The 14,040-nt window shown below is 66.8% G+C and carries 11 protein-coding genes and 1 tRNA gene; 3 read left to right on the top strand and 9 right to left on the bottom strand.

What is annotated here, in order from left to right; all coding sequences use genetic code 11:
• Positions 1 to 3 precede the first annotated feature (3 nt).
• The 8 genes from zwf to ACV22Z_RS06960 all read right to left on the bottom strand — a co-directional run bounded on the left by zwf (position 4) and on the right by ACV22Z_RS06960 (position 11,203).
• A complete protein-coding gene (zwf, locus tag ACV22Z_RS06925) occupies positions 4 to 1,491 on the bottom strand; it encodes a glucose-6-phosphate dehydrogenase (RefSeq protein ID WP_448075571.1) in 1,488 nt (495 codons plus the stop codon).
• Positions 1,488 to 2,426: a carbohydrate kinase family protein gene (locus ACV22Z_RS06930; RefSeq protein ID WP_448075572.1), complete on the bottom strand. Its 939-nt coding sequence runs from the start codon at positions 2,424 to 2,426 to the stop codon at positions 1,488 to 1,490. The genes zwf and ACV22Z_RS06930 overlap by 4 nt, the downstream gene beginning before the upstream one ends.
• Positions 2,427 to 2,435: 9 nt before the next feature.
• Positions 2,436 to 4,025: a glucose-6-phosphate isomerase gene (pgi, locus tag ACV22Z_RS06935; RefSeq protein WP_448075573.1), complete on the bottom strand. Its 1,590-nt coding sequence runs from the start codon at positions 4,023 to 4,025 to the stop codon at positions 2,436 to 2,438.
• 40 nt (positions 4,026 to 4,065) lie between these two features.
• Positions 4,066 to 5,010 carry an ABC transporter substrate-binding protein gene (locus ACV22Z_RS06940; RefSeq protein WP_448075574.1) on the bottom strand — a complete coding sequence of 315 codons (945 nt, stop codon included), beginning with the start codon at positions 5,008 to 5,010 and terminating at the stop codon, positions 4,066 to 4,068.
• 95 nt (positions 5,011 to 5,105) lie between these two features.
• Positions 5,106 to 6,143: an ABC transporter permease subunit gene (locus ACV22Z_RS06945; protein ID WP_448075575.1), complete on the bottom strand. Its 1,038-nt coding sequence runs from the start codon at positions 6,141 to 6,143 to the stop codon at positions 5,106 to 5,108.
• Positions 6,144 to 6,184: 41 nt separating this feature from the next.
• Entirely contained in the window at positions 6,185 to 7,738 is a 1,554-nt protein-coding gene (locus ACV22Z_RS06950) for a sugar ABC transporter ATP-binding protein (protein ID WP_448075576.1), read from the bottom strand.
• A complete protein-coding gene (locus tag ACV22Z_RS06955; RefSeq protein ID WP_448075577.1) occupies positions 7,725 to 8,975 on the bottom strand; it encodes an ROK family protein in 1,251 nt (416 codons plus the stop codon). The genes ACV22Z_RS06950 and ACV22Z_RS06955 overlap by 14 nt, the downstream gene beginning before the upstream one ends.
• 323 nt (positions 8,976 to 9,298) lie before the next feature.
• Complete coding sequence (locus ACV22Z_RS06960; protein WP_448075578.1) at positions 9,299 to 11,203, bottom strand: sigma-54-dependent Fis family transcriptional regulator; 1,905 nt, start codon at positions 11,201 to 11,203, stop codon at positions 9,299 to 9,301.
• Positions 11,204 to 11,640: 437 nt separating this feature from the next.
• On the opposite strand from ACV22Z_RS06960, the gene ACV22Z_RS06965 reads away from it, so the two are divergent.
• Entirely contained in the window at positions 11,641 to 11,961 is a 321-nt protein-coding gene (locus tag ACV22Z_RS06965; protein ID WP_448075579.1) for a hypothetical protein, read from the top strand.
• A 240-nt stretch (positions 11,962 to 12,201) separates the two neighbouring features.
• Here the strand turns inward: ACV22Z_RS06965 and ACV22Z_RS06970 are convergent.
• Positions 12,202 to 12,288: transfer RNA gene (locus tag ACV22Z_RS06970), tRNA-Leu, on the bottom strand.
• Positions 12,289 to 13,073: 785 nt separating this feature from the next.
• Between ACV22Z_RS06970 and ACV22Z_RS06975 the strand changes: the two genes are divergently transcribed.
• Positions 13,074 to 13,328 (top strand): type II toxin-antitoxin system Phd/YefM family antitoxin, encoded by a 255-nt coding sequence (locus ACV22Z_RS06975; RefSeq protein ID WP_448075580.1) that lies wholly within the window; start codon positions 13,074 to 13,076, stop codon positions 13,326 to 13,328.
• Positions 13,316 to 13,738 (top strand): PIN domain-containing protein, encoded by a 423-nt coding sequence (locus ACV22Z_RS06980; protein ID WP_448075581.1) that lies wholly within the window; start codon positions 13,316 to 13,318, stop codon positions 13,736 to 13,738. Before ACV22Z_RS06975 ends, ACV22Z_RS06980 begins: the two co-directional genes overlap by 13 nt.
• Positions 13,739 to 14,040: the final 302 nt, after the last annotated feature.

Here is a 14,040-nt window from a genome sequence, read left to right on the forward strand (position 1 = left end):
CGGTCAGTTTTCTTCTTCGCGCCAGCAGGTGCCGTGCCGTGCGAGCAGCGCGCTCGCCGGTGCCGGGCCCCAGCTGCCGGCCGCGTACGGCTTCGGCGCGGGCGAGCGGTGTGCAGCGCCGTCGAGAATCGGCGCGACCCAGCGCCACGCGGCTTCCTGTTCGTCGCGACGGACGAACAGCGCGAGACGCCCGGCGATCACGTCGAGCAGCAGCCGCTGGTACGCCTCCATCCGGTTCTGCTGGAAGAAGCGGTCGAACGCGAGATCGAGGTGCACGCCTTGCAGCGACATTCCGAGCCCCGGCTGCTTCGCGAGCGTGCTGAGCCGGATCGACTCGTCAGGCTGCAACCGGATCGTCAGCCGGTTCGAGCCGGGCCGCAGCGCGGCGGCGCCGAGCGCCGAATGCGGAACCGTGCGGAAGTTGACGACGATCTCGGCCACGCGGTCTGCGAGCCGCTTGCCGGTGCGCAGGAAGAACGGCACGCCGGCCCAGCGCCAGTTGTCGACCTCGGCTTTCAGCGCGATGAAGGTTTCGGTGGTGCTGCCGGGCGTCACGCCCGGTTCGTCGTGATAGGCGGGCACCGCGCTGCCGCGCACCGCGCCCGCGCGATACTGGCCGCGCACGACGCTCTGCGGAATCTCGTCGACGGTGAGCGGCTTCAGCGCGCGCAGCACGCGCAGCTTCTCGTCGCGCACCGCATCTGCTTCCATCGATTGCGGCGGCTCCATCGCGATGATCGCGAGCAGTTGCAGCAGATGGTTCTGCACCATGTCGCGCAGTGCGCCGGTCTGGTCGTAGAACGGGCCGCGGCCGCCGACGCCGAGTTCCTCCGCGACGGTGATCTGGATGTTCTCGATCCATTCGCGCCGCCACAGCGGTTCGAACATCACGTTGCCGAAGCGCAGCGCGAACAGGTTCTGCACGGCCTCCTTGCCGAGGTAGTGATCGATCCGGTAGATCTGCTCCTCGGTGAAGATCGTGCCGACCGCGTCGTTGATCGCGGCGGACGACGCGAGATCGTAGCCGAGCGGCTTCTCGAGCACGACGCGCGACGATGGCGGCGCGAGGCCCGCGGCCGCGAGCGACCGGCAGATCGGCACGAACAGCGACGGTCCGGTCGCGAGATAGAAGATGCGGCGGCCGGGCATCGGTTCGAGCACGTCGCGCAGGCGCGCGAACGCGTCCGGCCGGCTCGCGTCGAGCTCGACATACGCGAGCCGCTCGACGAAGCCGCGCCATGTCGCTTCGTCGAACGATGCGCGGTCGACGTGCGGACGCACGGACGCATCGACCCAGCGCAGATAGCCGGCGTCGTCGAGCGGGTTCTGTGCGACTGCGACGATGCGTCCGGTCTCCGCAAGCAGGCCGTCGCGATGCGCGGCGTACAGCGCCGGCAGGATCTTGCGCATCGCGAGGTCGCCCGTGCCGCCGAACAGCACGAACGTGAAGGCCGACGGGTCGTGCGCGCCAGGCGCGTGAGCGGCGCTCATCGCGACAGTCCCGCAGCAACGCTCGACGCGTCGAGCAGTTCGGCGACCTCGGCGGCCGTCGGCGCGTACGCGCCCGGATGCGCGCATGCGACGGACGCGCACGCGGCCGCGTAGCGCAGGTGTTCGGCGGCCGGTGCGTCGGGGCGCGTGAGGAGGCTTGCCATCCAGCCGCCGACGCTCGCATCGCCGCAGCCGACGGTGTCGGCGACATCGGTCGGGAAGGCCGGCTGGAACACCGTGTCGTTGCGATGGAACAGCTGCATGCCGGATGCGCCTCGCGTGACGAGCACGGCCGCATCGGGTGCCCACGCAAGCAATTGCGCGAGCGCGGCGGGTTCGTCGAGTTCGGGGAACAGGCCGACCAGGTCCTCGTCCGACACCTTGATGTAGTCGGCGAGGCCGGCCAGCCGGCGCAGCGTCGCGCGATACGACGGCGCGGCCATCGGCGCGCGGAAGTTCGGATCGAACGAGATCCGCTTGCCGGCCGCGCGCGCGGCCTGCGCGATGTCGATGAGGCGCGACGCGAGCGGTTCGCGCACGACGCCGAGCGAACCGATGTGCACGATCTCGGCCGCATCCAGCGAGCCGGCCGGCAGCGCAGCCGGGTCGAACGCGAGATCGGCGCTGTTCTCGCCGATGAAGAAGTAGTTCGGCGGCTGCTTCGACACGACCATCGCGAGGAACGGCGCACGATCGACCTGCCGCATGAAGCGCATGTCGAGTCCGGCTTCCGCGCTCTTGCGGATCAGCTCGTCGCCGAAGATGTCGCGGCTCACCGTGCCGGCGAAGCCGGTCGGCACGCCGAGGCGGGCGCCGACGCGGGCCACGTTCCAGCACGAGCCGCCGGCGACGCTGTGCCAATGGTGTGCGTCGTCGCGGATGAAGTCGGTCAGCGCTTCGCCGAATACGACCAGGCGGGGGAGGTTCGTCGTCATGTCAGAGCTTCACGCCGCAGCGTCGCGGCGTGCCTTGTAGCGGTTGATCAGCTGGTTGGTGGAGCCGTCGTGCGATTCGACGGGGCCCGGTTCGTCGAGCTCGCGCTCGATCGCGACCGCGAGCCGCTTGCCGAGCTCGACGCCCCACTGGTCGAACGAATTGATCTGCCAGATCGCGCCCTGCACGAACACCTTGTGCTCGTACAGTGCGATCAGCGCGCCGAGCGACGCGGGGTCGAGCCGGTCGATGCAGATCGTGGTGGTCGGGCGATTGCCTTCGAAATCGCGGTGCGGCTCGCCGGCCGCGCGCGAGCCGTTCATCAGCGCTTCGGACTGCGCGAAGCAGTTCGCGACGAGGATGTCGTGATGTTCGTCGAGCGCGTGCTGCGGTTGCATGCAGACGATCATGTCGGCAGGAATCACGGCCGTGCCCTGGTGCAGCAACTGGAAGAACGCGTGCTGGCCGTTGGTGCCCGGCTCGCCCCAGATCACGGGCCCGGTCGCGTAATCGACGCGCTCGCCCGCGAGCGTCACCGATTTGCCGTTGCTTTCCATGTCGAGCTGCTGCAGGTACGCGGGCAGCCGGTGCAGGTAGCGGTCGTACGGCGCGATCAGCTGGCTCGTCGCGCCGAGGAAGTTCTGATGCCAGATGCCGATCAGCGCGAGCAGCGCCGGCAGGTTGCGTTCGAGCGGCGTGTCGGCGAAGTGCCGGTCCATCGCGTGCGCGCCGTCGAGCAGCGCTTCGAACGCGTCCATGCCGGCCTGCAGCGCGATCGGCAGGCCGATCGCCGACCACAGCGAATAGCGGCCGCCGACCCAGTCCCAGAATTCGAACATGTTGGCCGGATCGATGCCGAACGCGGCGACGGCATCCGCGTTCGTCGACACGGCGACGAAGTGCTGCGCGATCGCGGCCTCGGGTGCGCCGCTCGCGAGCAGCCAAGTGCGCGCGGTGTGCGCGTTGACGAGCGTTTCGCGGGTCGTGAAGGTCTTCGACGATACGACGAAGAGTGTCGTCTCGGGATCGGCATGCTTGAGCACCTCGGCGATGTCCGCGCCGTCGACGTTGGACACGAAATGCATTGTCAGGCGTGCGTGCGCGTACGGTTTCAATGCCTCGCACACCATCTTCGGGCCGAGGTCCGAGCCGCCGATGCCGATGTTGACGACATCGGTGATCGGCCGGCCCGTGTGGCCGCGCCACGCGCCGTCGCGCACCGCATCGGCGAAGCGTCGCATCTTCCCGAGAACGGCCGCGACCAGCGCGGCGACGTCCGTGCCGTCGACGACGCGCGGCGTGCCCGAACGGTCGCGCAACGCGACATGCAGCACCGCGCGCTGCTCGGTCGCATTGATCCGCTCGCCGGCGAACATCGCGTTGCGCCGTGCTTCGACGCCGCTCGCGCGGGCGAGCGCGACGAGCCGCGCGATCGTCTCGTCGACGACCGGATGTTTCGAGTAGTCGACGAACAGGCCGGCCGCCTCCAGCGAGAAGTGCGCGGCGCGGTCGGGGTCGCGCGCGAACAGCTCGGGCAGCGGGATGCCGGCCAGCGTGTCGCGATGGTCGGCGAGGGCACGCCACGCGGGCGTCTGGGTCATCGGAGTCATGTTCTGGTGACGGGGTTCGGGTTCGCGGGGATCAGTGCGGCGCGCTCCAGCCCTTGTAGCTCTTCACGTTGTCGCGCGTGATGAGCGCCGGTTCGATCAGGATCATCGGATTGGCGGGCTTCTGGCCGTTCATGATTCCGTAGCCGACGTTGACGGCCTGTTGCGCCATCGCCCACGGGTCCTGGCTGGACGATGCCTGCACGAGCGTGTTGGCCTTGAGCGCAGTCTCGATATCGGGCGCGCCGTCGACCGACGTGATCACGATGCCGGTGCGGTTCAGCTGCTTCGCGGCGAGATCGCTGCCGACCGCCTGCGGATCGTTGATCGTGAACACGCCGTCGAGCTTCGGAAAGCGCGTCAGGTAGCCCTGCATCACGTTCATCCCGCCTTCGCGCGAGCCCTTGCCGTCCTGGTCGCTCGACAGCAGCTTGATGCCCGGGTTTTTCGCGAGCACCGACTTGCAGCCGTTCACGCGATCGATCACGGCCGACACCTGCGGGCCGTTCTCGATGATCACGTTGCCCTTGCCGTTCAGCTTCTTCGCGAGGAAGTCGCACGCGAGTTCGCCGGCCTTCACGTTGTTGGTCTGCACGGTCGCATTCGCGCCGGCGGCCGCGACGTCGACCGCGACGACGGTGATGCCGGCCGCCTGCGCCTTCTTCACTGCCGGCTCGATCGCCTTCGGATCGGCGGCGTTGAGCAGGATCATGTCGACGTGCGCCGAGATGAAGTTGTCGATCTGCGTGAACTGCTTGTTCAGGTCGTAGTCGGCGGACACGGCCGTGACCTTCGCATTCGGGTTGATCTGCTTCGCGCGCGCCTCGGCGCCTTTCGCGATCGTGACGAAATACGGATTGCCGAGCGAACCGACGGTGATGCCGATCGACTTCAGCGGCTTGTCGGCCGCGTGGGCGGCCGATGCCGCGAATGCGAGCGCGCAGGCGATGCCGGTCAGGACAGCTTTGTGTTTGAACATGTCGTTGTCTCCGTGAGGTCCGTGGGTTCGGTTAGGCGGCGGGCGCAGGAGGACCTGCCTGCGCCCCGATGGATGAGCGGGTAGCGCGGCGTGCGTCAGGTGCGGGCCGAATCGCGCTGGCGGTAGCGGTCGAGCGCGACGGCGCCGATGATCACGAGCCCCTTGATGATGTATTGCCAGATGTCGGACACGCCGAGCAGCACGAGCCCGTTGGTCAGCACCGCGATGATCAGCGCGCCGATCAGCGTGCCGACGATCGAGCCGACACCGCCGACGAAGCTGGTGCCGCCGAGGATCACCGCGGCGATCGCGTCGAGTTCGTACGACTGGCCGAGCTGCAGGCCGTTGGCCGCATAGAGCCGCGCGGCCGACATCACCGCGCCGAGGCCGGCGAGGAGGCCCGACGCCGCATAGACGAACAGCTGGATCGCCCGCACGTTGATGCCCGACAGGCGCGCCGCTTCCGGATTGCCGCCGACCGAGTAGATCCGCATGCCGAGCACCGTGCGTCGCAGGATGAACCACGATGCGACGATCACCGCGCCGGCGATCACGACGAGCCACGGCACGCCGAGGATCGTGCCGTTGCCGATGAACGCGAACGGCAGCTGCGGGTTGAAGATCGTCGTGTCGTTGCCCATCAGGCGCGCGACGCCGCGCACCGCAGTCAGCGCGCCGAGCGTGACGATGAACGGCGGCAGGCGCAGCAGTGCGATCAGCCCGCCGTTGATCACGCCGAACACGAGGCCGACCGCGAGCGCAGCCGGCACGCCGAGCCAGCCCCAGTTCGGGATGTTCGACGCGAGCAGCGCGGCGACCGCCGCAGCGGCGAGCACCGAGCCGACCGACAGGTCGATGCCGCCCGTCAGGATCACGAACGTCATCCCGGCGGCGAGCACGATGTTGATCGATGCCTGCTGCGTGACGATCGACAGGTTCTGCAGCGTGAAGAAGCCGTCCGTCAGGAAGCCGAAGCCGATGCACAGGATCAGCAGCACCGGCAGCATGCCGGCGGTGCGCATCAGCGACTGCATGCGTGCGCGATGATCGGCGACGCGCGCCTGCGGTGCGCGGTCTTGTGCCGGATGGGCCGGCGCGGAGACGAGGTTCCGCTGCTTGGTCGGGTTGATCATTTCGGTAGCCTAAATGTAAGGTGGAAAATGAGCGGCGGCGCTCAGTGCGCGTCCGCCAGTTCCGTTTGCGAGCCGGTCGCGAGCGCGATGATCGCTTCCTGCGTGATCGGCGCATCGCTGTAGCCGCCGAGCTCGCCCGCGATCTCGCCTTCGCGCATCACCAGCACGCGGTCGGCGACGCCGATGATTTCCGGCAATTCGCTCGAGATCACGATCACGCCGACGCCCGCGCGGGCGAGGTCGTTGATGATCCGGTAGATCTCGGATTTCGCGCCGATGTCGACGCCGCGGGTCGGCTCGTCGAGGATCAGCACGCGCGGTTTCGTTTCGAGCAGCCGCGACAGCAGCACCTTCTGCTGGTTGCCGCCCGACAGCGCGCCGACGTTGACGTTCGCATTCGGCACGCGGATCGACAGCGACGAGATCGCGCCGCGCGCGCGTTCCGCGCCGCGTTTCAGGTCGAGCTTGCCGAGCCGCGCGTCGCGGCTGCACACCGAGATGTTGATGTTGTCGCGCACGCTCATGTCGAGGAACAGTCCTTGTCGCTTGCGGTCTTCGGTCAGGTAGACGAGGCCCGCGTCGATCGCGTCGCGCGGCGAATGCGCGCCGAAGGTCTTGCCGTCGACTGTCACGTCGCCGCGCATGCGCGGCTCTGCGCCGAAGATCAGGCGCGCGAGTTCCGTGCGGCCCGCGCCGACGAGCCCCGCGATGCCGAGTACTTCGCCCGCGTGCAGGTCGAGGCTGCAGCCGCGCACGCGGCCGCCGTCCGCGACGTCGCGCACCGACAGCAGCAGGTGGCCGCGGTCGTACGGCGCATGCTCCTTCTTGTAGAAGCCGGAGATGTCGCGGCCGACCATCATGCCGACGAGCCGCTCGGCCGATAGCGACGCGCGGTCGAGCGTGCCGACGTAGGTGCCGTCGCGCAGCACCGACACGCGGTCGGACAGTTCGTAGATTTCCGCCATCCGGTGACTGATGTAGATGATCGCGAGGCCTTCCTCGCGAAGCTGGCGGATCAGCCGGAACAGGTGTTCGGTTTCGCGCGACGACAGCGGCGTCGTCGGCTCGTCCATCACGAGGATGCGTGCGCGCGTATGGACGGCGCGCGCGATCTCGACGAGCTGCTGCTCGGCAATCGACAGCGTGCCGACGAGCGTGTCCGGCCCGAACGGCGCGCCGAGGCGCGCGAGCACGTCCTTGCAGCCGCGCGCCATCGCTGCGCGGTCGATCGTGCCCCAGCGGCGGTTGCCGCGCCGCAGCTCGCGACCGACGTAGATGTTTTCGGCGACCGTCAGGTTGGGCGCCAGGCACAGCTCCTGGTAGATCACGGCGACGCCGGCGTCGCGCGCGGCGAGCGGACCGTCGACGTCGATGCGCGCGCCGTCGATCAGGATTTCGCCGCCCGCATCGGCCTGGTACGCGCCCGACAGGATTTTCATCAGCGTCGACTTGCCCGCGCCGTTCTCGCCCATCAGAGAATGGATCTCGCCCGGATAAACGGTCAGGCTCACGTTGTCGAGCGCGCGCACCGCCGGGAACGTCTTGCTGATCCCGCGCATCTCGAGCAGCGGACGGGGCGACTCAGATCGCGACATGGTTGACCTCCTGCGATTCCGCGCTCGCACCCTTGAGGATGCCGGCCCGCGGGGAGAAGTTGAAGAACATCGGGAGCGTCGCGGCGCCGATTGCGCCGGCGTCCGCGCCGAAGGTGCCGCGCACGAGCGTCGGCGTGCCGCGCGCTTCCGGCGCAGTCGCGACGAGGGCCGAGCGCAGGCGGGTCGTGACGGCGTCGATCAGGCCCGCGTCGGTGTCGGCGTCGAGCACGACCACCGGCGCGTCGACCACGCACAGCACCGCGCGCAACGCGGGGGCGAGCGCATCGACGCAGTCGTCGATCCATTCGTCGACGGCGGGCAGGCCGCGCGCGATGCACGCTTCGAGGTCGGCGCGGTTGTCGACTCGTTCGCCGCTGTAGCGCAGGTGGCGCACGAGCGCGTGCAGCGACGCGCGCGCGAGCAGGATGTCCCACGGGCCGCGCGGCGGCGGCGCCGACGGCAGCCGGCTCGGCGGCACCGGCATCACGCCGATGTCGCCCGCGTTGCCGGTGACGCCGCGCAGGCAGTCGCCGTCGATCGCGATGCCGCCGCCGATCGCGGGGCCGATGAACAGGTAGATGAAGTCGTCCTGCTGGCGGCCGAAGCCGTAGAACAGTTCGGCGATCGCGGCGGCGTTGCCGTCGTTCTCGCCGAACACCGGCAGCGACAGCGCGCGGCCGAGTTCGCCTGCGAAATCGACGTCTTCCCACGGGCGGAACGTGTCGGGCGCGAGCCCGAGTTCGCGCATCCACGCGCCGAGGTTGTAAGGCTGCGCGACGCCGACGCCCGTCAGGCGCTCGCGCTCGTGCGCGGGAAGGAGGGCCTGCATCGCGTCGATGTCGCGCCGGACGATCTCGAGCGCTTCGGCGGGCGGCGGCAGCAGGGTGTCGTGCGTGACGCGGCCGAGCACGTCGCCGTCGAAGTTGACGAGCGCCGTCTCGATGCGCATCCGGTCGAGGTGGACGCCGATGCCGAACGCGCCGCGCGGATCGAGGCGGATCAGCGATGCAGGCTGGCCGCGCTGGCCCTCGACGCGGCGGCCGGTGAACTCGATCAGCTTCGCGTCGGCGAGCGACCCGATGATGCTGCCGACGGCCGTGCCGGTCATGTTCGCGAGACGCGCGAGATCGGCCTTCGACGCGCTGCCCGCGCGGCGCAGGGCCTTCAGCAGCAGGCGCTCGTTGTAACGGCGCACGTTGGCCGAATTGCTTCCCTGGCCGATGTGCGGGCTTCGCATGGTGTCTCCTTCCATGGGGCGCCGGTCGGTGGCGCATTAAATAAATCACGTTGATTTATTTAACCGCGCGGGAAGCGGGATGTCAGCCTAGGGAAATCCCGGGCATGCGGAGCAGGCGGGAGCACAGGGTGGTTCGGGGAGGCGGCCCGGGGGCCGGCGGCGAATGTCCGGCGGGGCGACGGCGCACGGCAGGCGGTATCGGGCACGATTCAAAAGATGCGATGACCCGGTTCGCGTTGGCTTGCCCACCGCGATTCCGACATCGGAGGCTGAGTCCCGACTCGCGTCGGACGCCAAATTACGGATGGGGCCGGCCATCGAGGTCAGTCGTTGGGCCGGCTTCTCGAGAGCCCGAGCTCCTCCATCAGTCCATGTTTCCTGAACTTCTCGTAGAGCGTGCTCTTCGCGATGCCGAACTGCTGCGCGGCCCGCGTCACGTTGCCCTTGTTCTGCCTCATCGCTGCCCGGATCGACTGGATCTCGGCGTCTTCGAGGGAGCAGGGTTGCGCGGACGCGGAAGGTGGCGACCCGTGCGGCCGGGCATCGGTGCCCGGGGCCTCGACCTGGCGTCTGGCCGCCATTTCGACGGGCAGATCCGACATGACGATCGTCCGGTCGCGCGCGATCAGTGCAGCGCCTTCTATCGCGTTCCGCAACTCGCGCACGTTGCCAGGCCATGCGTAGCCGAGCAGGCATTGCCATGCCGCCTCGTCGATGACCGGACGTTCCATGCCGTGGCGATCGCAGACGACGCCGAGCCAGTGGTCGATCAGGAGGGGCAGGTCCCCCACGCGCTCGCGCAGCGGCGGGATCGCGATGCTCGTGACCGCGATGCGGTAATAGAGATCCATGCGGAACGAGCCGTCGGCCACGGCCGTGCGCAGGTCGCGGTGCGTGGCGGCGATGAGCCGGAAGTCGACCTTGCGCGGTGTGCTCTCGCCGAGCCGGTAGAGTTCGCCCGACTCGAGCACGCGGAGCAGGTGTGGCTGGATGTCGGGCGGCATCTCGCCGATCTCGTCGAGAAAGAGCGTGCCGCGATGGGCGGACTCGATCTTGCCCGGCATGCCCGTCTTGCGCGCGCCCGTGAACGCGCCTTCGGCGTAGCCGAACAGCTCGCTCGTCAGGAGGTCGCGCGAGAGGCTGCCGCAATTGAGCGCGACGAACGGGCCGTCGGCCCGGTCGCTTGCCTGGTGGATGCCTTGCGCGAACAGTTCCTTGCCGACGCCTGTCTCGCCGTAGAGCAGCACGGGCACGGCCGTGCGCGCGAGCTGCCGGGCCTTTTGCAGCGATTCGCGCAGCGCCTCGCTGTTGCCGACGATCCGCGAGAACGCGCCGCCCGTCCGGGCGGCGTCGCGCAGCGCGTCTCCAAGGTCCAGGCTCGGGCGTGACGCATGTGGCATCGAGATGACGTAGCCGAGCGTGCCGGTTCCGTCTTTCACTGTCTCGATCTGCACGCGCCGCAGCCACTCCGGCGTGTGTTCCGAGGTGCGGCCTTCGGCAACGGCGGCGACGTCAGGTACCGGAAATGCCTGCTCGAGTCTGGCCGGCCCGCCGAGACGAGCCAGCGTGGCGCTTGCCTGTGCGTTCGCCTTCACGAGCCGTCCCAGTTCGTCGACGACGGCCACCGGGTCGGCGCGGCTCAACCGGGTGATGCAGCGCTCGAGCAGCCGGTAGCGGCGCTCGGCGGCCATGATCGCAAGCCGGTTCTCGATTTGGGCGGTGAGGGAGACGATCAGCGCGAGCGTGTGCTTGCTGTAGGTTTTCGCGAGGCCCGAGATGTCGATCACGCCGAGCAAGGAGGCGTCGAGCGGATCGTGGATCGCGGCTGCCGAGCAGGTCCAGCGTTTCACGCCTTCGCAGAAGTGCTCGGCGCCGTGAATTTGCACCGGGCCGTTGAGACTCAACGCCGTGCCGATCGCGTTGGTTCCGCTGCTGAACTCGCTCCAGTTGCAGCCAGGTATCAGCCCGACCTCGCCGAGCGGTTCGAGCATGTGCGCATCGCCCGCTGACTCGATGATCGTGCCTTCGCGGTCCGTCAGCAGCAGGATGGTTCCCGTCTGGGACAGACACTCTCGTGCCTGCTTGATGAGCGGCTGGCTCGCCTGGATGAGCGTGTTGTTTTCCTCGAGCAGATCGAGCAGGCGGTGCTCGTCGACGGGTGGCGGCGCGCCTCGCGCGGCAGGATCGACGCTCAAGTCGAGGCAGCGGCGCCACGATTCGTCGACCACCCGCCGCACCATCGCCGCCGGCAATTGTCCAAGCAGCCGCCGCTCCCACGCAGACCATACGTCGCGATCGTGCCCAGGATCCGGCAGTCGGCCGCCTGGGCGAAAGCCTCGCCGCAGTGGTGCATCCTGAACGCTCATCTCCATTTCCCCTGGAGTGGCATGACCTGGCCGCTTCGGGTTTCATTCGGGCATCGGCGGCCCGGTCCGGCGTCCTGCACCGGCCCGAGCCGCGGGCCTTCCTAATGCTACTCCCGTTGAAGGCATGCGTTCGACGTCGGCGTTCGATTTTCGAACACTCGGGTCAGATCGAGTGTCCGAAAATCGAACGGTCGGTCCGGCCGGTCTCGCCGGCTGAGCATGTGCATGCCCGGACACCGCGGCAATCGGACGCTCGTTGGGCGCAACGCACATGAAAGATCTGGCGCGATAGTTGCTCGATGAATAGCAAAGCCGATCGCGCGGGAGCCGCTTCCGCATCGGCCAAACATGGAGCGTGCAGGAGGCTGATTATGGGCGCGGGCAGAATTTCGTTGAGGACGCAGATAGACAAGTGGTTCGGGCTCGACTCGCGCAAGGCGCTCCAAATCCGGCGCATCGGCCATGCGAACGGCGATGGGGGCCGCTGCGTGAGCGTTGTCGGTCCGCGCGCGCAAACCCCGCTGGCGATCGTGTTCTTCCTTCATGGCGACCGGTCGTGGCGCGTATACCCGCCCGAGGTGGAGCGGCCAGCCATGAGCAAGCGGCTTTGCGCGGCTTGACGGGGCAGGGGGGCGACGGCCGAGGCTGGCGGTGTCGCGCTGAAAATGAAAAAGGCCGGCATAAAGCCGACCTTTTTACAAACAGATGGTGCCCAGGAGAGGACTCGGTCACACGAGCGCGACCCCGGCTGCGCTTGCAAGCGCAGCCTTTCGAGTCCTCACGCAAAGCGCGCGGGCGCTTTGCTTCCTGGGCCGGAAATGAAAAAAGGCCGGCATAAAGCCGACCTTTTTAGAAACAGATGGTGCCCAGGAGAGGACTCGAACCTCCACGGTGTTGCCACCGCTAGGACCTGAACCTAGTGCGTCTACCAATTCCGCCACCTGGGCACGTTTCGCTTGTTGCTGCATCGCGAAAGAACGCAATTATAGCGTGTCCGAAGAGGCTGTCAACACAATTTGCGGTCGCAAACGAAAATAATTTGGCGGGTTGTCCGGCGGGTGAGTGAAGGGGGCGGTGCCGCGAGACGATCGCATGCACTCCGTGCCATCCGGCGATGGCTCGACGCTTCCGGCGCCGGAAAATGAAAAAGGCCGGCTAGAAGCCGGCCTTTTTAAAAACAGATGGTGCCCAGGAGAGGACTCGTACTTTATTTGTAGATGATTGATTTAAGGGGGATTTAAGCTGAAGACATCTTGTCGGCTTACTCATTGATGTACTCATTTCGGGCTGGCTTACAAACGACGCTCGTTGGTTGCGCAAACGCAACGCGCGGAGGAGCGGCAGATGAGCGATACCGACGGGGAATCTGCCTTCGATGGACGAAGCTTCGCGGTCATCCGAATCTATGCGACAAAACGAGCGAGCAGGGTGAGCATGGCAAGGATATAGCGGGCCCCTGGTCCGATGGGTTGAGCAACCGCGGTGGCCTTTACGAGTCGTTCGACTAGTCGGGCAGCCGTCGCAGTCGTACAAAAATTCCGCCGGTACACGGAACGTGTACGCAGATAATTTTGGACATGATGAAAGGTTGCCGAGACTTGACCGACGCGAGAGAGCCGACCGTACTTGCCGGAGAACCGTAAAAAAACAGGGTGCATGCGCAAGCAAGTCGGGGGACTGGACAAATTACTCAAATTACGTAAAATACGTATTGTTCTGACCGGAGGTCCTCATGACTACTGTAACCGCCACCGATCTCGCGCGCCGCACGAACCAGGTGCTCGACGCCTTGGCACGCGGGGAATCGGTCACCATCACCCGCAATAACACCGTGCTTGGCACGATCAGCCCGCCCGAGCGGGCTGTCACACTCCGCGACGCCTTCGAGCGCATCCCAAAGATGCCGGCCGACGTTGCCGATCGGTACATGGCTGATATCCGAAATGCCGATTTCGACGACGAGGTGCGTGATCCGTGGCAGAAGTAATCGTCGATACATGTGTATGGATCGATCTCAGTAAAGGCGCTCTCGACGCTGAAGCAATCTACAACGTCGCTGGGTCCCAATTGGTCCACGTCTCCGCGATCTCGCTTGGCGAATTGGAATTCGGCGCACAACTTCCAAGCGACGCCCGCGAGCGAGCACAGCGCACTGCCTTTCTGCGTGCCATCGAACGGATGTCGGTGCTTGCAGTGACGCGAGAGACCGCTCGTTCATTCGGGCTGCTCGCGACCATGATGAAGGCGGCGGGCCGTAACCCGCGTCCGCGTTATAACGATCTTTGGATCGCCGCTCAGGCTCATGAACATCACCTGCCGCTTCTCACTAGCAACCCAGATGATTTCCGCGCGCTAGACGTGATCGAAATCATCGAAGCCCCGAAGACGGCTCATTGAACACAGGCATTGCTGAATACAGGTGTCGCGAGTACGTTTCCACTAACTCGAGTTCTCATGTACTCAAACGATGGCGTTTGTGCTTGCCGAATGATGAGTCGCTCCCGAGTGGCCGCTTTCGTTTTCGAACGGAACGGATAAATATCCACGTGATGCGGTGGGTGAATGACGCCTACTGGCCGATCGACCGGAAAGCTGCCGCAGGGCATTTCAGCGTCTGTTCTGTAGAGCGCATCGAATGAGTCCGAACGGCCAGGAGCGGTCACTCGACTTCAGCACCTGAATCGCTGACAATTCCGTTT

It is taken from the genome of Burkholderia sp. PU8-34, from assembly GCF_053427725.1.

Bases quoted from the DNA above. Each gene is read 5' to 3' on its own strand.
- ACV22Z_RS06975 (WP_448075580.1), top strand. From the start codon at position 13,074: ATGACTACTGTAACCGCCACCGATCTCGCGCGCCGCACGAACCAGGTG.
- ACV22Z_RS06955 (WP_448075577.1), bottom strand. From the start codon at position 8,975: ATGCGAAGCCCGCACATCGGCCAGGGAAGCAATTCGGCCAACGTGCGC.
- ACV22Z_RS06940 (WP_448075574.1), bottom strand. From the start codon at position 5,010: ATGTTCAAACACAAAGCTGTCCTGACCGGCATCGCCTGCGCGCTCGCA.
- ACV22Z_RS06950 (WP_448075576.1), bottom strand. From the start codon at position 7,738: ATGTCGCGATCTGAGTCGCCCCGTCCGCTGCTCGAGATGCGCGGGATC.
- pgi (WP_448075573.1), bottom strand. From the start codon at position 4,025: ATGACCCAGACGCCCGCGTGGCGTGCCCTCGCCGACCATCGCGACACG.
- zwf (WP_448075571.1), bottom strand. From the start codon at position 1,491: ATGAGCGCCGCTCACGCGCCTGGCGCGCACGACCCGTCGGCCTTCACG.
- ACV22Z_RS06945 (WP_448075575.1), bottom strand. From the start codon at position 6,143: ATGATCAACCCGACCAAGCAGCGGAACCTCGTCTCCGCGCCGGCCCAT.
- ACV22Z_RS06965 (WP_448075579.1), top strand. From the start codon at position 11,641: ATGAATAGCAAAGCCGATCGCGCGGGAGCCGCTTCCGCATCGGCCAAA.
- ACV22Z_RS06930 (WP_448075572.1), bottom strand. From the start codon at position 2,426: ATGACGACGAACCTCCCCCGCCTGGTCGTATTCGGCGAAGCGCTGACC.